The following is a 22,760-nucleotide window of genomic DNA, read 5'->3' as shown; positions in this document are numbered from 1 at the left end:
TAAAGCGGAGCTCAATTGAGCTCCGCTTTTTTGTGCGTCATGTTTACCCATCACTACGGGTTAGAGAGTAAAGCTCAAGTCTCAGAGAGGGGAGAGGTAAACGCTGTGTGCATGGCAGCAGGGTTGCTTGGTTACTTTATTGGCTGAACAACTCGGTAGTGTGACAGAACCAGTGGAAGGTCAAACAACAAGGGTTTTTGACTAGGCTGGGGGTCGTTGAAAGCAGGAGGGAGCGTTGTAGCAAATGCAAAAATGGTGCGTCCGTGCACCCTATATTTTGTTAGTGAGGTAACACTATTTTTCCATGATCTTAAGGATGATGTCTGAAGCTACTTTGGTCCCTTTACCGATCGCGTCAAGGTCGACTTGGTAGTCAGGGTTGTGGTTCATAAACGGGAAATGCTGACCATTCTTATGTGCTTGCTCAACCAGCTTAGGCTCTGCTGAACCAACGGCTAGGTAAGACACTTTTACCCCTGGAATATGGTCAACTAAAGTTGTTGCGTCATCCGATGCTGGTGCTTGGAACTGAGGCACGACTTTGTTGACATAATTCGCGTCACGCAGCTCTTTCTGAATCAGACTCGTCAGTTCTGGATCGTTAACCATGGCCGCAGCGAAGCCTTTGTAGGTGATCGTCGGCAGGTCTTCTTCCGTCACGCCGTTTGAGCGAGCGATGTTGTTAACGATGTTGGTGATGGACTCGTGCATCTGCTTGCGAACATCGTTGTCTGAAAAGTGAAGCTTGAGCTTTAGTGTCGCTTCTTCAGGAATCACGTTGTTGTCGACACCCGCTTGCACTGAACCAACGGTTAATACCGAAACATCCGTTGGGTCAATATGGCGAGACACCACGGTTTGCAGTTGAACAATCGCTTGTCCAGCCATGAGCACAGGATCTTTTGCTAGATGAGGAGAAGAACCATGGCCACCAACACCATGGAAAGTGACGTCGATATGATCAGAGCCGGTACTTACACGACCTGGAGAGGCCAATACCGTACCCGTGGCGAATGGGAAGGTATGCATTGCGATGAAGTAATCTGGTTCAGGTACCCCATGAGTCGTGTACATACCATCTTGCACCATAGACTGTGCGCCTTCAATCGGCTCCTCTGCTGGCTGAGCAACCAATACCAACGTGCCTTGCCACTCAGACTTCATTTCGGCCATCACTTTGGCTAAACCGATCAGCCAGGTAGTATGTGCATCATGACCACACATGTGCGAGACGTACGTTTCCTCTCCGTCTAGGTTGGTGACTTTAACGTTGCTGGCGTAAGGCAGACCCGTTTCCTCTTTGACCGCATTAGCATCCATATCAGCGCGGAACATCATAACCGGGCCCGGCCCATTTTCTAAGATTCCAACCACGCCCGTTTTACCAATGCCTGTCTTTACCTCAAAGCCGAGTTTGGTCAGTTCATCGGCTACCACTCCCGCAGTGCGGTATTCCATGAACCCTAGCTCTGGGTTGGCATGCAGGTCTTTGTATATTTCTTGCAGACGCTCGGTTTTGCTATCGACAAACTGGGTCATTTCAATAGATGAGGCATTAACTGTTGTCGCGAGTGCCATTGTGACGGCAAGCACTGAAGCTTTTCTTAGTAGGTTCATTCTTTTTCACCTTATGTAAGCGTTGTTTGATAGGTTTATCTTTCGTGTTGATATTAAGATGGATTGAGAAATCAAAGAAATGCATAATGATAGGGAAGTGCGTACATTTTTGCTGGGGGCGACGATGTTTACTCTTGAACAAATCCATTGTTTTAATCAGGTCTTCGTGACGAACTCTTACAGTCAGGCTGGCAAAGTGTTGGGTAAGACACGTACAACGGTTAGAGAGCAGATCGTGGCGTTAGAAGACTCGACCGGGCTAGCTTTGTTTGAACTTGAAGGTAAGAGATTAACGCCGACCCAAGCCGCAAAAGCCATTTATGAGCGCACTGTGCTTTTGGGCAAGCATGCTAGAGATTTGCAGGAAACGCTTCTGTCACTGCATGATTCGACATTAACGGAGCTGGTTATTTGCCATGACCCTTTGGTGCCTATGAACTTGCTTACTAGCCTCCATGCCGCCATATCGAGTCAATTTCCGCACCTAAATGTCCAGTTTCTTGATCGTGTGCGAGAAAACGCGTTTGTTGAGATAAAACAAGGAAGGGCGCAAATCGCTTTGATGGCGAGTGAAAACTTGATAGCGACATCCCACGAGTTGGATGTGATTAATCTTGGAACGATGCGGTTTTCAGCCTACCTGTCCAAACAGCACCCGTTGGCTAAGGAAGCGTCGGTGAGCCTTAATGATCTGCGTTTAGTAAAACAATACATGACAGAGAGCGCCGCAAACGGGGGACTTGGGGCTTATCCCATGTCGGTAAACAAACAAGTTATTACCGATACGAACCTGTTGTTAGAGATGGCCGCGCAAGATGGCTGGACCATTATTCCAGAATGGCTGGCAAGTTCTCAAGTAAAGAAAAAGGGGCTAATTAAGCTCGATTTGGAAGAAGTATTGCAATCACAGCCACATAACCTGTGTGCGTTTTTTCCCATTCATTACCGCAGTGATGAGCAATTGTGTGAGATTGCGAAAACTGTGTGTCAATTAAGCAAGCAATACCTAAGTTAAAAGCGCTCCATCGTGTTTGATGGAGCGTTTTGTCGATGATTAAAAGCGAATATTGGTGCGAAGACCTGCCAACCACGCTTTATCTTGTGTATTGAGCGCTGAAGTGACGTATTGAAGGTCAGCGGTTACCGTTAACCAAGGTACTGGCTCATACGCATAATAAGCCTCAAACCCTTGTTCATTGCGCAGTTTGTAAGGAGTAGGTAATGCATTGATGCTGTCTTGTAGATCGTCAGACAGATCGTAGTAGTAATAACCTAAGCCCCAAGTATCTATCGGGCGACCGAAGAACAGTGCTTTACCGCCGAGTCCGCCTGCGAAGGTCGCGTTAAAGACATTCGGGTTGCCATCAGCCAGTGAACCGCGCAGGTGCAAGCCCCAAGATTCCGCCGGATTACCCTCTCGCTCAACTAAATTGTGCGACAGTTGGAAACGTGCGTTGTATTTATATTGTGCAGTCGCCTCGAAGTTTAAATCTGGTGTCAGTGAGCTAAAGTCTGCGCCTTTCTCAGTGCTGTAAGCATAGTTAACTGACAGCAGAGTTTGACGGTCAAACAGCTTGGTAAAGTGCGCAAAGCCGAAGCTAGCACTGACGCCATCATCAAACAGACCTTTAGTATTCAAGTTTTCGGTGTAGCGATCTCTTGGGTCGAACACCATCGCGTTCCAAAGGGTGTTGCCAACTCTGTGATTCGCAATGACCCCGACAAACGAAGGCGGCACTACGCCACTCGGTGGCGCGGAAAAGGCTAAGTTCATAAAGCCATGTCGCGTTCCGCCACCATAGAAGCTGGCGGGGCGCATCATCTCAATCGCATCAAACTTACCAACCAAGACTTGTGTCGCAGGGCTAATCTGATGGCTATAGTTGAACGTCGGAACCATGACTGAGTCATCATGGGCGAACAGTGTTGAGTTCGGGCTCGAAATTTGCGATAGACCAAAGTCATTTGCCGTGCCGCTGCTGGCAACTACTTGCGTGTTGAGCTTGCCTCCTTGCCATAGCCCGAGCGCTGCAAAGTCAAATTGGGTAAATAGATCAAAACGGTGAGAAGTATTTGAGCGGTCGTTTGGCGTTGTATTGAGAGGCTTTTGATAGACGTTAGTGTACTCCGCTTTCACGATGACTCCAGAGCCGGCAAGATTTGTTCTTACACCACCCCAATCTTGGCTCAGTGTATTGTCAAAAGTCGAATTAGCGACGGCGGCTGCGCTATAGCTGGTAAACATCGCTGTTAGCGCGAAAGCGATCGGTGAGCGTTTCATATAAGTTCTCTATGGTTACGGTATTGGTTTACGTACTTTAAGCCGCTTCTGAACTGTCAGGGTTGCAGCTGGACAAATTGCAAGCGATGCTGACACGCAAACTGTGCGCGATAAGCGTCAATTGCTTCACTGAGGTTGAGCAGACCTTTTCGGTATGCGGTTGCAATATGGAGACCATTGCCTTCGGTGAGCTGGGTTGGCTGAGAGACCATTTGTCTGTTCTTAAGGTAAGAAAACAACAGATTCATTTTCTCGTCATCTTGGCAAGATAGAGGTTCGTCGTTGTTGAGCAAATAAGTCGCAATTTTACGAGCTCGCTCGATAAGCAGATTAAACTGGTCGTAACGCTCAAGGTTGACCACAACCGACAAGCGTTCAACCAACTCAAGCGCTTGGTGAATATGTCTGACTTCGACTCGCTGTTGTTCAAGCGTATCTGAGACCAACTGCTCAACAAGTTCGATAATACGGTGTTTTTCTTTGGGGAAAATTTTTACTGTGTTGTCCCTAACATGAGCAACAATTTCCTGAAATAGTGTGACAAAATCTGTCAGTTCAGGGCGTTTTATGATCATGGTTTTTGTAGTGTCTGTTGGATTAATGATGTTTGCCGGGTTGGTGCGAGAAGGATGATGCTCAACGCTCGGACAGTAAGGTGTAAATATGGTTTAGCTCGGTCTGGCTCAACTCTCTTTCAAAAATGGTTGGGCTCACGCAGTGGTGAATCAGCCGAGAAAATGTAATTGGTGCTGATAGCACAACAATAAAAGCGACTAAAATGGCGACATGGGCATTGAACATATCTGAATGTGCCTTATCGTGGAGAAAGAGCGTGGCCCTATATAAACGCAGCGCTTTTTACACTGAGCTTATTAGAGCCACCCTCTTTTGCCTCTAACTAGAAGAACCACTTCATGCCGATTTCGACACGTAGCTCAGGATCATTGTTAATTTCAGTACCGTCAGGCAAAACGACATCGGCTGAGCCGTATTCAAAACGTGTCATAAGCCATTGAGTACGATCAGAGCGGGTTGGTGCGCTAACAAAGAAGTTCAGCTTGCTTGATTCCATCGATACCACATCACCTTCGGCTTTGAAGTACTCTGGTGAGAACTGAATGAAGCTGCCCGAGTCACCAATTTCTTTGGTTAGGAACATGTTTAGCATGTAGCCATCGGCACTTTCGCCAAATACGCTACCCGTGGTGTAAGCAACGTTAGGGAACACTTTGGCACCAAAAGTGTACGCAGGATTGATCAGACCAATCACGCCCGCTGAAAACAGAGTCGTGTCTTTAAGGCCCGAACCTTTTGCCGTACCTGCTTCACCGTTTTGGTGGATCAAATCGGTTGAGAAACCAACGCGAGGTAGCAGAGAGTTGTCTAGCGCGTGAACTTGAAAATACTGCGCGCGACCTTTTTGATAGTCAGTGCCAAGCTTATGTTTGCCATCAACTTTTGCATCATTGTTGCCAAACGTACCTTCAGCAAAGCCTGCAAATTGAATATCTTCTGACCATGCACCTGTCATCATTCCTGACATTCGAACGTCCGCATTGGAATCTAGGAAGACAGCCGCTTGAGTATAAACGCGTGTAAGGTCAGATGGATTGATCACTTCGTTTTCTTGTTCATCGGCAATTGCAGCACTGGAAAATGCAAGAATGAGTGAAGTGGTAACAGCAGTTCTTTTCATAGTTTTACCTTGTGTTATTACCCGGTTTTTGTTCCAACATGGTAGAAATGCATCCTTGCAAGGCCTTATGTGAATGTGGAGTAACGACTGGCGTATATGAAAAATGAGGAAAAAAGCTCTTACCTTCATACGCGTTGTGTTATCCAGTTTGTAGGGGTATTAAAACAAGTGAGCATACCTTGCGCTTTGCATTTTAGGTCACTCGGTTAGCCAGCTAGGACAATGGAAAAATAGTTGATGCAGGTCATCCTTTCTTATGGCGGCAGTTTGTGATGCAGGCGAAGAGATTAAGCTAAGTTGAGAAATGCTGGCGAGGAATGCGACTAAAAAAGAGATAGGAGGTTGTTGTGGTATGAAAAAGCCGGCTGACTAGGCCGGCAGGTGATTCACGCTAAGTACGGATGAGCATGTCGATTGAAACAATCCAGCGCAAAGCTAATTTCATCTCTGTTTTTGCTGGTTAAGCCAAAAAATAGACAAACACCTCGCATATAATTGCGCGTCGCTTCGTTCAAGGTAAGTTGCCGGATAAGGCCTTGCTGAACGAAAGGATCTGCTAATGAGCAGGATAAGGCTATCCAACCGCCTTGAGTGAGCAGAGCGCTAGCAAGGTCGAGTGAACTGACTTTTTCAATCATGTTTGAAACGCGAAAGCACCCCAAGTCGCCTTCTTTCGTGTGGGGCAGTTCATACTGGGTTTCAAGTCTGAGTTGCTCAATTGAAAGGATATCTTGTTCGGCAAGTTGAGAGTCTGGGCTGACATAGGCACCAAGAGCCAAGTTACCAATATAGTGTGTGTCAATTCGAGCTTGAGTTCTGGGTGCATCTTCGGTGGCCATGATTGCTATATGGCATTCGCTCTTTTCAAGGCAATCATAAGCGTGCTCTCTTGACGCGCAGATAATATCAATCGTCAGTTGAGGGTACTGCTGCTTAACCTCCATGATGGCAGAACTCATCCAGCCACTTGGGATCTGGTCATCATGCATGACGATCAGTTTTTCTAGCGGCTCATCGAGCAGGGAGAAAGCGGTGAGCTCAAAATCTTTGGCTTGTTTGCTTAAATTGGTTGCCCTAGAGATGAGCTGGTGGGCCGCATCGGTTGGCTTTGCTTTTCGTCCTTCAATTTGGAACAGCTCTACGCCGACAATATCTTCTAAGGTCACCACTTGCTCCCTTATTGTACTGCGCTCCTTGTTTGCTGCGCGTGCCGCTGCACTGTATGAGCCATGCTGGTAAACCAGAGTAAACGCGTGAATCTGTTCAATAGAGATCATAGAGAAACCTTGTCGAGGTATTTTTGTATAAGATACTGGTTTCTTGGGGCATTGTCATGACTACAAGGGGCTCAAAACGAGCCGGAAAAAAAGCCTAAACGTTTCCGCTTAGGCTTTGGTCTTATCCCGATAAATGTATGTGCTTACTTTGCGTTATCTAGCTGCTTTGCCACTTTGCGGAAGTATGCTGGCGCTTTAATCTCACCGTAAGGTGGTACATATGGAGTTGCTCCGAAGTAAACCGCGGCAAAGTCACGTGCTGGATCGACGTAGATACCTTGGCCAGAGTTACCGTGTTTGTACAGTGCGCCGTCTTCAAAAATGAAGTCGAACTGGTAAGCACCTTTGACTGGTTTTTCAGCAAACAGACCCACAGCCTGGCCTTCTTTCATACCGCCTACGAATGCGTCTGCACTGCCCGCAGAGCGAATGCGATCAAGTAGCTCAGGCGTAACGACTTGCTCGTGTGCCACTTTATCCCAGCTTGGCGTGTACATGGTCGCGTACTTAGCGAAATCTTCTAGTGTAGACGAGATGATGGCTAGGTTTAGAGGTGTGCCGTCTGGTGTTAGGTGCACCTGTAGCGGCATACGTGCGCCTAATTTGCCCCAAATGCGCTCTTCAGCAACGTCAGTCCAGCGTTTGTTGGTCACGTTTTGAATCACTTGACCCAGTACGTGCGTGTTCAGTGAAGAGTAACGGAAGCGATCACCCGGCTTTTCGTTTTCTAGCGGTTGAACATCTTTCAGTACTTCACGCCATGTTTCACCAGTTGTGCAGCGTTCAGTTGTGCCAAGTGCTGAGCTAATGAAGCGTACGAATACACCTTCTGGATCGAGAATTGACGTGTTGTTCTCTTCGTGGTCAAGGCCTGCTGTGTGGTTAACCAAGTCGAGGATCGTGACTTTTTCCCATGCCGTGCCTTTAAGCTCAGGGACGTATTTAGCGGTTGAAGCGCTCATGTCGAGCTTGCCTTCTTCAGCTAGCATTGCTGTGATAAGGCCCGTAAGTGTCTTTGAAGACGACATCCAGATGTGAGAATCTGTTGGTTTCATGCCTGGGTAAGCTTCGTATACCACTTCACCTTTGTGGATCATCATCACGCCTTGGTGACGGAAGGTTGGATGTACGAAGTAGTCATCCATTTTCAGTTCACCTTCGCTGTCTGTTTTGACAGTGATGTTACCGATTTCGTTGTTGATATTACGTGCCAATATTTTTTGCTCTGCTGCTGGATTAACATTATCAGTGCGCATCACAGTGCTGAAATTGGTCATGTAATAAAGTGCATGGTCACCGCCCATTTGCGCATGGAAGCTTTCGAAGCTGTCGTAGGCGCCCTGAACGAAATCTAGATCAAAAGACTGTTTTGCTGCAGTCACAGGCAAGTTAACCGACGCACCTGGTGCATTAAGGTACTTAGCCAGTGGGTGTTCCGCTGGTACATTGGCGTGAACAGAAGCTGATGCAAGTGCGAATGTTAGCGCGGTTAAGGCAAATTTTTTCATAATTTTCCCCAAGGGTTGTTATAGGAACAGAATGTTTGTTTCGTTGACCATAATAGCGATTCTAGCGAAGCAAAAAACTCAATTATGTAGGGGGTGGCCATCCAAACTAACTGGCGGTAAAAAAAAGAGCTCTGGGTAGGACAGAGCTCTTTGACTTAGGCTGACTTTAATTTTCGTTATTCAATACGTTCAATGATGGTCGCGATACCTTGACCCATGCCAATACACATGGTCGCAAGTCCGTAACGGCCGCCACGTTGTTCCATGATGTTGATCAGAGAGCCGACAATACGCGCGCCTGAACAACCTAGAGGGTGTCCCAGTGAAATCGCGCCGCCATGTAGGTTAACTTTGTCATCACGCTGCTCCCACAAGCCAAGATCTTTTAGGCAAGGAATCGCTTGGGCAGCAAACGCTTCGTTGACTTCAGCAAAGTCGATTTGGTCAATGCTGAGTTCGGCTTTCTTCAGCGCTTTTTGTGTCGCTGGCACTGGGCCGTAACCCATGATGGCCGCAGGGACGCCTGCGCTGGTCGCGGCGACGACGCGTGCTCTTGCTTTCAAACCAAGTTCGATGGCTTTTTCTTCGCTCATCACGAGTAGACATGACGCTCCATCAGACAGTGCCGATGAGGTACCAGCCGTTACTGTGCCGCGAGGGTCAAACACTGGGCGTAGCGTAGCAAGTGATTCTGCTGTCGTTTCTGGCCGAATCACTTGATCGTGTTGGACTAGAGTAGGTAAACCCGCAGCATCATGACCCATTGTTGGGACGATCTCGTTATCAAAGCGACCTTCAAGGGTGGCTTGATGAGCCAGACGATGAGAGCGAGCGCCTAGCTCATCTTGTTCTTCACGAGACACTTTATTCATCTTGCCAAGGGCTTCGGCTGTAAGCCCCATCATGGCTGATGCTTGCGCCATATTGCGGTTGTATGGATTCATGCTGATGCCTTTGGTCATCGGTACGTGACCCATGTGCTCAACACCACCGACAAGTACCACATCTGAGTCGCCCGCTTTAATAGCGCGCGTTGCCATGTGCAATGCATCCATCGATGAACCACATAGTCGGTTGACGGTAGTCGCTGGCACGGTTTCCGGTAGACCTGCTTGCAGAGCAGCAACGCGAGCTAGGTTAGCCCCTTGCTCCTCAGTTTGTTGCACACAACCCCAAATGACGTCGTCGATCAGTGTCGCATCAAGGTTTGGTTGACGCTCAATCATGCTTTTCATTAAGTGGGCAGAAAGGTCGTCAGCACGGACGTGGCGAAAAACACCATTCTTTGATTTACCCATAGGAGTACGGATAGCATCAACAATCACTACATTTTTCATTTTAAATCTCCTAATTAGGCGTAAAATCTTTGGTTGTTATTCGCACGTTCAATAAGACCTTGAGGTATTGCGTAAAGTGAACCCAGTGCTTCATATTTCTGCGCGAGTTCGACTAAGTTATCGAGACCAAGGCTGTCCATGTAGTAGAAAATACCGCCGCGGAATGGTGGGAAACCTGTGCCATAAACAAAGGCGATATCCCCCTCTTGTGGTGAACTGATGATGCCTTCATCTAGACAGCGAATCGCTTCAAACATCATTGGTAGCATCATACGCATCGTCACTTCTTCATCACTGAATACCGCAGGAGCCGCGCATTCGCTATCAAGCAGTACTTGAGTATCAACACTTAGAGAAGGCTTTAGGCGACCTTTGCGGTCTTTACTGTAGCTGTAGAAGCCGTGTTCAGATTTTTGACCCAGTTGTCCACGGCCACACAACATTTCAATGAGGTTGATTTGAGGTTTGCCTAAGCGTGCAGGGAAGGCTTCATCCATTACATCCATACAGTGCTTAGCGGTATCAAGGCCAATCACATCCGCAAGGTGAGCAGGCCCCATCGGCCAGCCAAAACCTTTGCTCATCACTTTGTCTGCTTGCGCGATGTTACCACCGTCAACCAACAGTTGGTTGAACGCTAGGAAGTAAGGCGTTAGGCAGCGGTTGACTAGGAAGCCTGCACAGTCATTAACCACAACTGGCACTTTACCTAATTGCAGCACATAGTTGACGGCTTTGGCAATCGTATCCGTTGATGTTTTCTCACCACGAATCACTTCGACGAGCGGCATACGGTGTACTGGGTTGAAGAAGTGGATACCACAGAAGTTTTCCGGCTTTTTCAGTGCCTGAGCTAGACCGCTGATCATCAGTGTTGATGTGTTTGAAGCGATGATGGCGTTCGGCGCTGTCTCTTCAAGTTGAGCCAGAACTTTCTCTTTCACCATTGGGTTTTCAACCACCGCTTCTATGATCATATCCGTGTCTGCCAGAGTCGCATCGTGCAGTGTCGGTACGATGCGGTTTAGCACATTGCCCATCTCGCGAGGGGTTTTCTTCTTACGTTCAACCTGCTTTGCCAGAAGGTTATTCGCTTCTGACAGACCTAGGTCAAGGCCTTGCTTATTGATGTCTTTCATCACCACATCAATGCCTCGGTCAGCACTCACGTAGGCGATACCGCCACCCATGATGCCTGCGCCAATCACACCGACTTGCGCTGTTTTGCTCGCTTCAGATTGGTCCGCGTGTTTCTTAGCTGCCGCTTTTACCGCCATATCGCTTAAGAACACATTCACTAGAGCATCAGCCACGCCACTTTCAGCACAAGCGACGATGCCTTTTGCTTCAACTTTCAGTGCTTCTTCACGGGTGCAACGTGCTGCGTTAAATACGGTATCAAGGATAATACCTGGAGCTGGGTAGTGAGGCCCTGCCGCTTTTGCTACCATGCCGCGAGCAACATTGATCGACATCGCCAGTTCTAGATCGTTCACTGGAAGTGCTTGACGCTTTTCTGCTTGACGCGCTTGCCAATTCAGTTCACCACGCTGTGCACGTTCGATGACGCGCAGCGCTTTCTCAACTGGGTTATCTTGGCTTGGATCAATGATGCCATCAACCACATGGTCGCTGAGTGCTTTTTCGGCTGAGAAGTTTTTGCCCGTGGTTAACCAACCCAGAGCAGTATCAACGCCAACAATACGTGGAAGACGCGTAACGCCACCCCAACCCGGCATAATGCCAAGTTTCACTTCTGGCAAACTGATTTTTGCGTCAGTTGTCGCTAAACGGTAGTCAGCTAATAGAGACAGCTCAACACCGCCACCCGCTGCGACCCCATTGATGATGGCCACTTTTGGGCAATCGAGATCTTCAACGCGGTTGTAGATAGAGTGTACCCAGTCAAGGAACGGAGTAATCGCTGCGTCACCGTCTTTAAATAGGCTACGAAACGCTTTAACGTCTGCACCAGCACTAAATAGAGCTTTGCCAGAACGAATGATTAAGCCTTGTGGCTTTTCTTCTTCAAGCAGGGTAATACAGGCTTCAAGTTCAATGAGCGCAGCGTTACGTAGGGTATTCACCGGATCTTTTTCAGCGTTGAAAACCAGTTCAACCGCCTGATTGTCGCCCAGGGTGTTTAGGGTGAAGAATTGACCTTTGTACATAATATGGGCTCCTTATTTAGCCAAACCAAGTTTTGTTGCTTGCTCTAGAAGCTCATCTCTAAATTCTGGGTGAGCAATGTTGATTAGGGCTTTCACGCGTTGTGGTGTGGTTAAACCACGTAGGTCAGCTGCACCGTATTCGGTGACAACAACTTGTGTGTCGTTGCGAGGCGTGGTGATCGGTGTACCTGTCGGCAGTGCGATACGAATGTTTGACTCAAGGCCTTCTTTACCATCACGAGTTGAAGATAGGGCAAGAATGCTTACGCCACCTTTAGACATGCCCGCCGCACGAACGAAGTCAAGCTGACCGCCAGAGCCAGAAATTTGAGAGAAGCCCACACCTTCAGAGGCCACTTGACCAACCACATCGACCATGACACAGGTGTTGATTGATACGAAGTTGTCGTTCTTGGCAACTTCATAAGCGTCTACGACATCGGCCATGCCACCCATTTCAATTGCGTCGTTGTTGTGCAGGAAGTCCATCACTTCTTGAGGGCCGGCTGCAAACGCAGTCACAATTTTGTTTGGCTTGTAGTTTTTCAGCTTGCCACTCACTGCACCCGCTTTACACATTTCCATTAGAGATTCGGTAAACATTTCAGTGTGAATGCCGAGATCTTGGTGGTTACGTAGTGCCATACCCATGGCGTTGGAGATGGTGCCAATACCGATTTGCACCGTCATGCCATTTTTAATGAATGGGCTAACGTGCTGGGCGATTTGTTGTTCAAGTTCACTTGGCTCACCGGCTTTTGGCATGGCAATGCTGTGGTGACCTTCGACAACAAAATCTGCGTAGTCAATGTGAACAAGGTTGTCTTTGTTGCCAATAAATGGTTGTTGGTCGTTAACCACAAAAAGGACTTTTTTCGCGTACTTCAGCGCTTCTTTGCTGCCCACACCGCCACAAGCACCGAGACTTACATAACCGTCTGCATTTGGCGGCGTCACCTCAATGATGACTGCATTTGGTTTTAGCGCAGCAAACGTCTGTTTGAAGTTAGAGAAGTGGAAGTTCATCACTTCAATGTTACCGCCATGCTGGCACTTGCGCTCTAGTGGGCCCATGAAAAGGCTGATGTGTTTGAAGTTCTCTTTATATTGAGGTTTTAGGAACTCGTATGGGTAAGTCATTAGGCCTGTGTATAGCTCACAGCCGTGGAACTGAGTTAGGTGTTTGTCTAACTCTTGAAGGAAGATAACTGGCATCGACAGCAAGCCACCAGCCCAAATTTTATCGCCCGATTCAATTTTACCTACTGCCGACTCCAATGAGATGATTTTTTCGGCGAATTGATTTTTCCAGTCAGTCATAGTGACGCTCTCTGTTTTCGCATATTGAACTTTTCGACATCGACTTCTCAACCGTGAAAATGTCCGATGTATCGTGTCCAATTTGATTTATGTAGGGGAGAAAGTCCGTTTCACTGCATACAGCTTACTCTGTTGATGTTGGTCAATATTTGGCTTTTTAAGACAGATATTATGCAAGTTGAGACAGTGTTAACCTTTGTGTATTGAGTCACAAATTTAGGGTGTTAAGTGATATGAATCATAAAAAATCCGTTTTTGACAACGCGCTTTCTGTCCATGCCGGATGGCTAAAGCTATTGAAACCAGTAGGTGAAGAGCCCCTAATAGAAGCGATTCGCTGCAATGAAGAAGGTAGGGTTAATGTGCAAGACTTGCGCTCCTTGCTTTATCAAGCTTACGAGCAAAATGAGACACCAATCATGTTGGCTAACATTGCCGATACGGTAGAGTCATTGACGTTTGGCAGCTTTTCGACTGCGTTATGGACGGCGCGAGATCTTGATAGCTTGTTGAGCGTGTTGCAAGAATACGTGATTGTATTAAGTGCGCCTGTTCGACTCGTCTATAAGCGAGATCGCCAAGGCAATGCTGAGCTCTGGGTTCTGGATACGGAGTCGCTGGGAAACGATTCAAAAGTCAGTTACCTTGGGATTACTTTGTTTATCGCCGTGGTGATCAAAATCATTCACAAGGTGCTGCGTGATACCAAAGTCACACTCGATGTCTGCTTGATTGAACATCGTTATCGCGAAGAAGAAAACGCCCTACTTGAAGAAACAATGCACTGCACCATAGTCGAAGGTTCACCAATTCGAAAGTTGGTTATTCCAAAGCGCTTTCTTCACATCCCTCTCACCCATTGGGACAAAAATCTTCACTTCTCTTGTGTGAATTTATTGCGAGAAGAAGCGGAGCGCCTGAAAAAAGATGACTTGATTCTTCAGATTTATCATTTCCTCAATCAGCAGAGTCACTTAGTTGATATTAATGGCCGTGCCATCGCCGACGCGCTGAATATGAATTTACGCACCCTAAATCGACATCTTTCACAGCAAAACACCAGTTATCGAGGGGTGGTCGAAAAGTACAAGCTTGAAAAAGCGCTACATCTACTCGATGCCGGAAAAGTCAATATGACCGAAATTGCCTACCAACTGGGCTTTTCAGATTTGAGCACTTTTTCGCGTGCGTTTAAAAGGTGGACGGGCGTATCGCCAATGTCTATAAGGCAAGACGCTAAGTTCAAGGACGCCTGATTATGATTCATGTCAAAAAAAATCAGGATGTCTTGAAAGGTTAATGAGATGTCCTGTTTTGCCAAGTAATGAGCGTTGAGGGTTGTTTTAATACTCGCAGATTCTGTCACTAACTATTTTGGTGGCATACCAATAATGTGGAGTGTTCAATGTTAAAACAACAGCACAAAATCCTTTTTGAGCCAATGCAGATTGGTTCATTAAAACTGAAAAACCGTTACTCGATGGCGCCAATGGGCACACTGGGTTGTGTCGATGGTGACGGCGCCTACAATCAGCGTGGTGTTGAATACTACGTAGCGCGCGCTCGTGGCGGCGTCGGCTTGATCATTACCGGCGTACAAATGGTTGAAAACGAATTGGAACAGTTTCCAATGCCTTCTCTTCCTTGTCCGACCAACCACCCGACAGCGTACATTCGCAGTGCAAAAGAGATGACTGAGCGCGTTCATACCTACGGTACGAAAATTTTTGCTCAGCTCACCGCAGGCTGGGGACGGTCTTGTATCCCAGGGTTTACCCCAGAAGATAAATCCATTGCGCCTTCTGATGCGCCAAACCGTTTTGATCCTTCCATTCAGCATCGCGAGCTAACGACGGACGAAGTGAAATACTTTATCGGCAAGTTTGTAGAATCGGCAGCAATCGCACAAAAAGCGGGCTTTGACGGGGTTGAAATTCACGCGGTGCATGAAGGATACCTGCTTGATCAGTTTACGATGGAATTCTTTAACCAACGTACCGACCAATATGGTGGTAGTTTTGAAAACCGCTACCGTTTCGCGGTAGAAATCGTAAAAGGCATTAAAGCGATTTGTGGTGATGATTTCCCAGTATCACTTCGTTACTCAGTCAAAGGCAACATGAAGGGCTTTGGCCAAGGGATTCTTCCGGGTGAAGTAGCTGAAGAAGTTGGCCGTGATATGGAAGAGGGCCTGAAAGCCGCCAAGTACCTTCAAGATGCTGGCTTTGATGCGTTGAACGTGGATGCGGGCACTTATGACTCTTGGTACTGGAACCACCCGCCTAACTACTTTGCACCTGGCATGTACAAGCCTTACTGCAAGGCAGTGTCAGAGGTGGTCGATATTCCTGTCTTGATGGCAGGACGCATGGAGAATCCTGATTTAGCTGCGCATGCAGTCAACAATGGCATCTCTGATGGTATTTCACTTGGTCGACCACTGCTAGCAGACCCAGACACCGTAAACAAGATCCGCCGTGGTCGTTTTGAAGAGGTGCGTCCTTGTCTCTCGTGTCATTTAGGCTGTTTAGGCCGTATGGCAGAAGTGGGCAACTTGTCGTGCGCTGTAAACCCAAGTTGTGGCCGTGAAGAAGAGTTTCGCTTAACGCCAACCCATCGCAGCCAGAACGTCGTGGTTGTTGGTGGCGGTGTCGCAGGTATGGAAGCTGCGCGTATCGCGTCAGAGCGTGGCCATAAAGTGACGCTACTTGAAAGATCCCGACAACTTGGTGGTAACGTGATCCCGGGTAGCCAACCTCCGTTCAAGCACGATGATAAGCTATTGATTGAATGGTTTGCTGGTGAGATGGATCGTAAGAACGTGGATGTGCGTTTCGATACTACGGCAGATAAAGAGACCATTGAATCGTTCAATCCAGACAGCGTTATCTTTGCGACGGGCTCTCGTCCTGTGAAACCAAAATGGTTATCAGGCCAAGATAAGCCACATGTTATCGTTGCAGAAGACATGTTGATGAATCCTGACAAGATTACAGGAGACAAAGTCACCGTGATTGGTGGTGGTCTAGTTGGCGCTGAGGCAGCCTTGTGGATGGCCCAACAGGGTAAAGCCGTGACTTTAATTGAAGCCAGTGACGAAATCATCGGTGGTCCTCACGGCACTTGTTTCGCTAACTACCAAATGCTCAAAGAGCTACTGGTTAAAGAGCAAGTGAGCGTATTGACCTCAACGATGCTGCAAACCATCACTGATACAGGGGTTACAGTTCAGCGAGATCAAAGAGACATGGAAATCTTGTCGGATCACGTCGTATTAGCTTTGGGTTACCGAGCCGAAGATCATCTACATGAAGCACTTGCTAATCAGCTTGATGTCAAAAACGTGTTTAACATTGGTGATAGCCAAAAAGCGCGAACCATCATGACCGCCATTTGGGATGGTTTTGAGGTTGCCAGAACGCTTTAATCGTTAAATAAAAGGACAGAAGCAGCATTAGGCTGCTTCTGTCTTTTATTGTCATCCCTAAACCACCGCTTTTAGCGACTCTTTTTTGCCCAAAATTTAGTAAGTGGTGACAAACTACAGATCAGTGATTGGATTATGAGTGATTACTTCTGAGAGGTGATCCGGTGCGAAGTGTGCATAACGCATCGTCATGCTGATATCGATACAGAGCAATGTTTCTTCAAATCGCTGAACTTGTATCATTTATCGATTGGTCTGTTAATTCCTAGCTTGTCGACCAGTTCAGCGAAAGACTCTTCTATTGTTTGGCCTGCCGTGTCGATTGTAATCACGCTATCATTCCACGGTTCGTAGTATCGACTTTGAACTTGTTTCCAGTTGGGTAGGTTGAGGTTTTCCACTTCACTTTTTCGAGAGTTCACTCGACGCTCATGCTCTTTGGCATCTGAACACCGAATTTCAATATTGACGAACCTAGCCCCCACACTTTCTGCGACTTCTTGCCATTCATTTCGTGTCAGTTCGATTGGGTTGCATGAGTCAGACACTGCACTTAGCCCAAGTGCTAGGTTGTCTCTGATAATTCTATAGCTAAGCCTGTAACCCTCGCCTTCAACTTGGAAATTACACAGGTCTCGAATTCCTTGCTCTACCGTATCGATACGAATGTACGTTGCTCCAATCCGATGTGAAAGCAATTTAGCCAGCGTTGATTTCCCAGAAGCCGGAAGCCCTGAAAATATGTATAAAGTCGAGGATTCCAAAGTATCTCCTTAAATGAACCCAAAGTCGTCAAACGTTACATACCCGCTTTAAATGCTGGTTATGTCGATACTAAAGCGTTAAGTACAATCTCAGCATGTCTTTATGTTGGATTCCATTTTCATAGATTGGCTCTGGATAGTTCAGCAAGAAGTGATCTTTGAGGATTGAATAAACCCGAAAGCCAAGGCGTTGATAATAAGTTAGCTGATAGCCAAAGGTCCCCGTACCCAACTCAACTCGTTTGATTCCTTTACTTGATAACTGCGACAGAACGGACTTAAGCAACGCCGAACCAATACCTTTGCCTTGTGAGCTTGGATATACAGAAATATTGAATATCTCAGCAATGTTGTCTGTTTGTGGCTTTACTATACAGGCCGCTAAAACACGCCCATTGTCTAGTGCAGTAAAGCACCAAGAATCGGATAAGTATGAAGAAATACTCGTTTCAGAAGGATCAGCTTCAAGCAGTAAATCAATAGGAATCTGGCTACTTTCTACTTCGATATATTGCATTTTTGCTCCAAGCATAGTGAATCCGTCATGAACGCTTTGCTAGTCATTTTTCATCAAGGCCAATTTTGTACCGAAAGCTATAAATACCAAACCGGTTATTGAGTTTAACCACGTTTTAAACCTCGCACTATTGGTCACCGTCTTAACTCTTGCAAGGATCATAACCATGATGGCGAACCATACAAAATTGACCATAGAATGTGCCGTTACTAGAACGTATGCACTCATTGGGCTTTCGGTATTGGGAATAAACTGAGGAAAGGCTGCCAAATAGAACATAGACACTTTCGGATTCAATACGTTTGTCATGAGTCCTTCTAAGAAGGATACACGTAGGGAAGATGCTTTATTACTGTTCGGTTTAACATCGGGTTCTATTGAACTTCCTTGAAAAGCACTTGCTATCGCTTTCAAACCAATCCAAACCAAATAAGTGGCGCCTAACATCTTAAAAATGAAAAACGCCTGAGATGATTTAGATAGGATCACCGAGATACCCAAAATTGATAAGGTACCATGCACATAAAATGCAACGACAAATCCCCAGATGTTAGCAAATCCTGCTTTTCGTCCTGAAATGGGTACAGTTTTCGCTATTAGGAATCCATTAGGTCCCGGAGAAATAACGAGCAATGTAGCAACCGCCATAAAAGTTAAGAGATTATTCAAGTCCATTTTCGTCCCTTCCTGGTATTGCGAACGCACCAAAACGCAAATACTGTGCGTGAGGCGTTTACCCCTAAACGCTTTCCTCTATGCGTTTTTTAAGCTTGCCTTTTATGAATACGATAACCAAAAGCATCGTAATATAAAGTGCATTCAGACAAAGCTGTTCATGTATGTATGCAATCGACGCTTGCTGTGTCCCAAAATTTAGCTGCCTTGCATTTCGATCCTCTTCGGTTGGCTCAAACATCTTTTCATTGCCATCGCTGTCGACATAATAGGTGTTCTCATGCCCCAAAATAAAGAGCTCTTTAGCTAGAAGCTTGGTTACTGCAGTTCGGTCTTTAGCTGAAATCTGTTCGCTATGCCTTGCCTCAATGTAATAATGGATGCCATCCTGCCTAGTACTATTTTGCAGGTCTAAATAACGTGACAACTGGAAGATCGAAAATGTTGAAATAACAAGATTCAGGGTTAGAGCTATTATTAGAAGAAACCCAACTATTCTAAATAGTTTCACATCACACCTAACCTATGAATTTTGAAGTATACAAAGCAAATTAGGCGTCCGACACACGCCAATCGTGCGTATATGATGCCGCCTTTCAGGCGTCTGTTCAATTTCCAATCAATAGGTTGTTACGGATTTGAAAACGATAGCGGAGCATTCGATAAACATCCTATTTTTAACTCAATTGACCGAGTGCAAAAGCGTTACGTATTTTAGCGCGAGAGAAAGCCGTCTTTGGTTGGGAAGGGCAAAGCCCGAGCAGGACTCGGGGCTATTTGTGTTCATCAGGAAACCAGGCGTTCGTCGAATGGAAAATGTATTACGTCGATGACTTTTGCGTGTTTCGCGTTGGGGTGACTGGCGTTAAACAAGTAATTCGTCGATTCGGGAAGAATGGCACTAGGCACTTTGGCAAGTAAGGTTTGGTTGTCTTTTAGCCAGTTATTGCCTTCACTCTGTGTGCCTCTCTCATTCTTCACCCAGTCATTGTGTAAGGTTGGAACATGACATTGACTGAGTTCTGCGTCATCGACTTCGACTTTGAGCAGTTTAAATCGGTCGGGCAGGTCTTCGAGATCAATATCTAATCCAGCCATAACTTCAAGAAGCGCGAGGGCAGGGTGCTCTGCCAGATAGACGATTAAGTGCCCCTGTGAGTGCCAACGCCCGCTTGCTTTTAGTCCTCCGATGCCATGAAGATCTTCGAAGTCAGATATACGCCAAAGTATTGCCATTAAAAATACCCAGATTCGATTCTTAGTAGCAGTTGCTCGACAATGCTTGCACCAAACTCATCTTGCATTGCCTCTTTGGGCGTACGACCTTCGAGCTTTTTCTTTGGCTTGCTAAGCCAGTTGTTGGCTTTTTGCTCATTACCAAAAACCGCGACCGCTTGCGCTGTTAAGCGTGCTGCTCGGATGATTTTGGCACTTTCATCACGGGTCAGCTTCTCGGCTTTACTAACACGATGAGATAACGTCCGGCTCGGTATCACCCAATTGAGTTCTTGTTTATTGAACCCATGTTCTATCAAGGTATTGATTACAGACGGATCCACACCATCACGAACTAGGTTTGATAGATCTAATTCATTGTCAATCGACCAACCAAACCAAGCATTGAGGTTGGCATTTGCTGCCATTTCCATTGCTGTAGACATAATTTTGCACCTCTTGGCAATATGCCTAAATATTAGCGCATATTGCTCATATTTCAACTTGTTCTGTTTGATTAAACAAAGTAGCAATGAAATGTTGCCAAGGAGGTTGACGCTCAATCAATCCTGTAGCACAGATAAATCCATTGATAATCAAATCAATTTCAGCGAGTTAGCATCTGGCTCCAAAGCAAACTGCAAACATAGATTACTGACTACTTTTCTGGCCTCTGTCCGTTTTATGATGCGTGACTCACTGTTGGCAAATAAAAGGAACAAGTATGAAAAGGACACTGCTCGCACTAGGACTTTGCACCGTATTTATGAGCAACGCAAACGCTGCGCAATGGGGTTACGAAGGGCAACATGGTCCATCACACTGGGGAGAAATTGCGTCCGAATGTGCAAATGGGGTAAACCAAAGCCCGATTAATATAGAGTCAGCAACAGAGGCCAAACTGGAAAAACTGTCGTTTGACTATCAGGGGCAGGTTGTATCGCTACTTAATAATGGTCATACGTTGCAAACCCAACTTGAAGGGATCAACACTTTAGCGATAGATGGAAAGTCGTTTACGCTTAAGCAATTTCATTTTCACACCCCATCTGAAAATCACGTAGACGGCAAAGCGTACCCATTGGAAGCGCATTTTGTGCATGCAGATAAAGCCGGTCATTTGGCGGTCGTTGCCGTCTTTTTTGAACTGGGGGACGACAATAGTGAGCTCGCGAAGTTGCTTGATAATATCCCAGAGAAAGGCGCTGACTCACCGATCGATGTTCCCTTTAATGCGAGCGCTTTGTTAAGCGATACCAATGATTACTATCGCTTTAGTGGTTCGTTGACCACTCCGCCGTGTTCCGAGGGCGTAAGATGGCTAGTGTTGAAAACACCTCAGACGGTCTCTACTAAGCAAGCTGCGTTGTTCAATAAGATTATGGGTAACAACAATCGCCCGCTACAAAAGCTCAATGCCCGACTCGTCACTCAAACCCAATAAAACGAACGCCAGCGCAATGCTGGCGTTGTGATTTTTGTACTCCTTACTTCCCCCATGCGAGTCGAGAGTTCTGTTGAAATCGTCTAAAACGAAGGCAATTGAGCTGTTTCATATCATGCTGCTTTTAAGCTTGATCCAACCGCAAGAGTATTAAAGTTCTACCATCTGAGTAGATTATTGTATCGATATCGCTGCACTTCACTTGATAATAACCTGAATAAATTTTATTTAGATAGGGTTAACGTCTAAAAAATAGCCGAAATCTAGTCTGTTTTATAAGCGAGGAGCGTGAAATTACGGCGATGAATCTTATATCGATCAAGATATAGATCACATTTATAGAATAAATACACTAATAATAAAATACACATTAATTCAATTTGTTGAATATGTTTTTGGTTGCGCGTTTTTTACGCGCCCTTACAGAGGCTTACATTGTCATAGTTTTGTCTATTTTTCTGGTTATGGAATGAACGTCACAATTTTTCCTTGTGAATAAAAATTCACTCGGCGAGAGGGTTGGTGGTTATGTGGTCAATTGTGTTAATAGTCGTTATTAAGTATTGTTCCTGCCGATTTTAACTAGTACTTTTGGGTTATTTTCTTGTCCCGTTCATTTCTTGCTCTTGTTTCTACCTTGTTGATTAGTAATGCTATTTTTGCTTCTGATGATGATCGGTATTTGTATGCACTTGGATACGGAGAATCAGAGTCGGGAGCATTGCAGGATGCAAAAATACAGATGGCTCTTAACTTACTAAGCGTCGTTGAAGTGAATGAAAAGTCATCTGTTGTTAAGACTTCTCATGATGTTGACTCCTCTTTTTCTCAGGATTCATCCATACACTCGCTCCCTATTCAGATTCCTCGCTTGGAAGTTTTAAGTCATGAATGTGGCGAGAAAGGTTGTGAGTATCGCTATCGGCTGAGTAAGAAAACCTGGCAGAAACAGGTTGAGCATGATTTAACGGCCTCGTACCAAACGGCTGCGATAAAACTCAAAAACCTCAACAACAACTGGCGTGGTGTGAAGGACTATTTTCATGCAGAAGAGCTAGTATCAAAAAGTGCCGTTCAGCTCGATGTGCTCGGAATTTTAGATTCCGAAGCTGCAGAGTCATACCGTGCACAACACCTACAGATTAGCGAGGAGATGAACGCAAAGAGAGAAATGCTCTCAATTTCGTTTGTCCCATCGAATGATGCTTTTTCTCATCAAATTCACGAGTTGCTATCGCGTCACGCATTTGCGTCGAATCATGGTGGCATCTCCGTTTACATCAAGACGAAATCCCAGCAGGGAAGACAAGGAAAAGACTTTGTCGTTAAGCAAAGTATTCAACTTAAAGTTTTCGATTCAAATTCATCTCATATGGTGACCCAAAAGGTGATCACCGTGTTAGGTAAATCCCAAGCTAGCTCAGCTGAGGCAAAACACGCTGCTGAGCAAAAAATCATTAAAAAACTCACTAATAAATCTATCTATTCAGTATTGATCTAAAGGATACAGA

General features: G+C 46.1%; 20 protein-coding genes and 1 pseudogene. 5 read left to right on the top strand and 16 right to left on the bottom strand.

Translation table 11 applies throughout. From position 1 onward, the window contains the following. Positions 1–294: 294 nt before the first annotated feature. Positions 295–1,617: an amidohydrolase gene (locus tag OH458_RS15655; RefSeq protein ID WP_269979022.1), complete on the bottom strand. Its 1,323-nt coding sequence runs from the start codon at positions 1,615–1,617 to the stop codon at positions 295–297. A 124-nt stretch (positions 1,618–1,741) separates the two neighbouring features. On the opposite strand from OH458_RS15655, the gene OH458_RS15650 reads away from it, so the two are divergent. Beyond that, positions 1,742–2,632 carry a LysR family transcriptional regulator gene (locus OH458_RS15650; protein ID WP_269979021.1) on the top strand — a complete coding sequence of 297 codons (891 nt, stop codon included), beginning with the start codon at positions 1,742–1,744 and terminating at the stop codon, positions 2,630–2,632. A 39-nt stretch (positions 2,633–2,671) separates the two neighbouring features. Here OH458_RS15650 and OH458_RS15645 read toward each other — a convergent pair whose 3' ends face one another. The 8 genes from OH458_RS15645 to OH458_RS15610 form a co-directional block, all read right to left on the bottom strand. Further along, complete coding sequence (locus tag OH458_RS15645) at positions 2,672–3,898, bottom strand: carbohydrate porin (RefSeq protein ID WP_269979020.1); 1,227 nt, start codon at positions 3,896–3,898, stop codon at positions 2,672–2,674. Between the two features lie 56 nt (positions 3,899–3,954). Then, positions 3,955–4,473 (bottom strand): acyltransferase, encoded by a 519-nt coding sequence (locus OH458_RS15640; protein ID WP_269979019.1) that lies wholly within the window; start codon positions 4,471–4,473, stop codon positions 3,955–3,957. A 323-nt stretch (positions 4,474–4,796) separates the two neighbouring features. Next, complete coding sequence (locus OH458_RS15635) at positions 4,797–5,594, bottom strand: hypothetical protein (protein WP_269979018.1); 798 nt, start codon at positions 5,592–5,594, stop codon at positions 4,797–4,799. Positions 5,595–5,980: 386 nt separating this feature from the next. Beyond that, entirely contained in the window at positions 5,981–6,871 is an 891-nt protein-coding gene (locus OH458_RS15630) for a LysR family transcriptional regulator (RefSeq protein WP_269979017.1), read from the bottom strand. A 143-nt stretch (positions 6,872–7,014) separates the two neighbouring features. After that, positions 7,015–8,379 (bottom strand): serine hydrolase domain-containing protein, encoded by a 1,365-nt coding sequence (locus OH458_RS15625; protein WP_269979016.1) that lies wholly within the window; start codon positions 8,377–8,379, stop codon positions 7,015–7,017. A 176-nt stretch (positions 8,380–8,555) separates the two neighbouring features. Further along, the gene (gene fadA / locus OH458_RS15620; RefSeq protein WP_269979015.1) at positions 8,556–9,716 is read right to left on the bottom strand and encodes an acetyl-CoA C-acyltransferase FadA; all 1,161 of its coding nucleotides are present in this window, start codon (positions 9,714–9,716) and stop codon (positions 8,556–8,558) included. Positions 9,717–9,730: 14 nt separating this feature from the next. After that, positions 9,731–11,887 (bottom strand): fatty acid oxidation complex subunit alpha FadB, encoded by a 2,157-nt coding sequence (gene fadB / locus OH458_RS15615; protein WP_269979014.1) that lies wholly within the window; start codon positions 11,885–11,887, stop codon positions 9,731–9,733. A gap of 12 nt (positions 11,888–11,899) precedes the next feature. Beyond that, complete coding sequence (locus OH458_RS15610; protein ID WP_269979013.1) at positions 11,900–13,207, bottom strand: acetyl-CoA hydrolase/transferase family protein; 1,308 nt, start codon at positions 13,205–13,207, stop codon at positions 11,900–11,902. Between the two features lie 233 nt (positions 13,208–13,440). Here OH458_RS15610 and OH458_RS15605 point away from each other — a divergent pair, with 233 nt between their 5' ends. Further along, complete coding sequence (locus OH458_RS15605; RefSeq protein ID WP_269979012.1) at positions 13,441–14,463, top strand: helix-turn-helix domain-containing protein; 1,023 nt, start codon at positions 13,441–13,443, stop codon at positions 14,461–14,463. 149 nt (positions 14,464–14,612) lie between these two features. After that, entirely contained in the window at positions 14,613–16,634 is a 2,022-nt protein-coding gene (locus OH458_RS15600) for an oxidoreductase (protein ID WP_269979011.1), read from the top strand. Between the two features lie 114 nt (positions 16,635–16,748). On the opposite strand, the pseudogene OH458_RS22095 reads toward OH458_RS15600, so the two are convergent. From OH458_RS22095 to parS, 7 genes and pseudogenes are all read right to left on the bottom strand, one after another. Next, positions 16,749–16,835: pseudogene (locus OH458_RS22095) on the bottom strand (integrase); the annotation flags it as partial. A 38-nt stretch (positions 16,836–16,873) separates the two neighbouring features. Further along, on the bottom strand, positions 16,874–17,398 hold the full coding sequence (locus OH458_RS15595) for an AAA family ATPase (RefSeq protein ID WP_269979010.1): 525 nt from the start codon (positions 17,396–17,398) through the stop codon (positions 16,874–16,876). Between the two features lie 70 nt (positions 17,399–17,468). Further along, a complete protein-coding gene (locus OH458_RS15590; RefSeq protein ID WP_269979009.1) occupies positions 17,469–17,915 on the bottom strand; it encodes a GNAT family N-acetyltransferase in 447 nt (148 codons plus the stop codon). 39 nt (positions 17,916–17,954) lie between these two features. After that, positions 17,955–18,590: a LysE family translocator gene (locus OH458_RS15585; protein ID WP_005472413.1), complete on the bottom strand. Its 636-nt coding sequence runs from the start codon at positions 18,588–18,590 to the stop codon at positions 17,955–17,957. A gap of 64 nt (positions 18,591–18,654) precedes the next feature. After that, the gene (locus tag OH458_RS15580) at positions 18,655–19,101 is read right to left on the bottom strand and encodes a hypothetical protein (protein ID WP_269979008.1); all 447 of its coding nucleotides are present in this window, start codon (positions 19,099–19,101) and stop codon (positions 18,655–18,657) included. Between the two features lie 275 nt (positions 19,102–19,376). Beyond that, positions 19,377–19,826, bottom strand: coding sequence for an RES family NAD+ phosphorylase (locus OH458_RS15575; protein ID WP_269979007.1), 450 nt, complete (start codon positions 19,824–19,826; stop codon positions 19,377–19,379). Further along, a complete protein-coding gene (gene parS / locus OH458_RS15570) occupies positions 19,826–20,251 on the bottom strand; it encodes a type II RES/Xre toxin-antitoxin system antitoxin (RefSeq protein ID WP_269979006.1) in 426 nt (141 codons plus the stop codon). The genes OH458_RS15575 and parS overlap by 1 nt, the downstream gene beginning before the upstream one ends. A gap of 278 nt (positions 20,252–20,529) precedes the next feature. On the opposite strand from parS, the gene OH458_RS15565 reads away from it, so the two are divergent. Both OH458_RS15565 and OH458_RS15560 read left to right on the top strand, forming a co-directional pair. Next, entirely contained in the window at positions 20,530–21,249 is a 720-nt protein-coding gene (locus OH458_RS15565; protein WP_269979005.1) for a carbonic anhydrase, read from the top strand. Between the two features lie 604 nt (positions 21,250–21,853). After that, positions 21,854–22,750 (top strand): hypothetical protein, encoded by an 897-nt coding sequence (locus OH458_RS15560; protein ID WP_269979004.1) that lies wholly within the window; start codon positions 21,854–21,856, stop codon positions 22,748–22,750. Positions 22,751–22,760 lie beyond the last annotated feature (10 nt).

This window comes from Vibrio sp. MarTm2, from assembly GCF_027587055.1.
Classification (GTDB): domain Bacteria; phylum Pseudomonadota; class Gammaproteobacteria; order Enterobacterales; family Vibrionaceae; genus Vibrio; species Vibrio sinaloensis_D.
This window is presented reverse-complemented; position numbering and strand designations above follow the sequence as displayed.

Coding starts and splice junctions, on each gene's coding strand:
- parS (WP_269979006.1), bottom strand. CDS start 20,251: ATGTCTACAGCAATGGAAATGGCAGCAAATGCCAACCTCAATGCTTGG.
- OH458_RS15625 (WP_269979016.1), bottom strand. CDS start 8,379: ATGAAAAAATTTGCCTTAACCGCGCTAACATTCGCACTTGCATCAGCT.
- OH458_RS15610 (WP_269979013.1), bottom strand. CDS start 13,207: ATGACTGACTGGAAAAATCAATTCGCCGAAAAAATCATCTCATTGGAG.
- OH458_RS15565 (WP_269979005.1), top strand. CDS start 20,530: ATGAAAAGGACACTGCTCGCACTAGGACTTTGCACCGTATTTATGAGC.
- OH458_RS15630 (WP_269979017.1), bottom strand. CDS start 6,871: ATGATCTCTATTGAACAGATTCACGCGTTTACTCTGGTTTACCAGCAT.
- OH458_RS15605 (WP_269979012.1), top strand. CDS start 13,441: ATGAATCATAAAAAATCCGTTTTTGACAACGCGCTTTCTGTCCATGCC.
- OH458_RS15655 (WP_269979022.1), bottom strand. CDS start 1,617: ATGAACCTACTAAGAAAAGCTTCAGTGCTTGCCGTCACAATGGCACTC.
- OH458_RS15575 (WP_269979007.1), bottom strand. CDS start 19,826: ATGGCAATACTTTGGCGTATATCTGACTTCGAAGATCTTCATGGCATC.
- OH458_RS15600 (WP_269979011.1), top strand. CDS start 14,613: ATGTTAAAACAACAGCACAAAATCCTTTTTGAGCCAATGCAGATTGGT.
- OH458_RS15645 (WP_269979020.1), bottom strand. CDS start 3,898: ATGAAACGCTCACCGATCGCTTTCGCGCTAACAGCGATGTTTACCAGC.
- OH458_RS15585 (WP_005472413.1), bottom strand. CDS start 18,590: ATGGACTTGAATAATCTCTTAACTTTTATGGCGGTTGCTACATTGCTC.
- OH458_RS15650 (WP_269979021.1), top strand. CDS start 1,742: ATGTTTACTCTTGAACAAATCCATTGTTTTAATCAGGTCTTCGTGACG.
- fadA (WP_269979015.1), bottom strand. CDS start 9,716: ATGAAAAATGTAGTGATTGTTGATGCTATCCGTACTCCTATGGGTAAA.
- OH458_RS15635 (WP_269979018.1), bottom strand. CDS start 5,594: ATGAAAAGAACTGCTGTTACCACTTCACTCATTCTTGCATTTTCCAGT.
- fadB (WP_269979014.1), bottom strand. CDS start 11,887: ATGTACAAAGGTCAATTCTTCACCCTAAACACCCTGGGCGACAATCAG.
- OH458_RS15590 (WP_269979009.1), bottom strand. CDS start 17,915: ATGCAATATATCGAAGTAGAAAGTAGCCAGATTCCTATTGATTTACTG.
- OH458_RS15640 (WP_269979019.1), bottom strand. CDS start 4,473: ATGATCATAAAACGCCCTGAACTGACAGATTTTGTCACACTATTTCAG.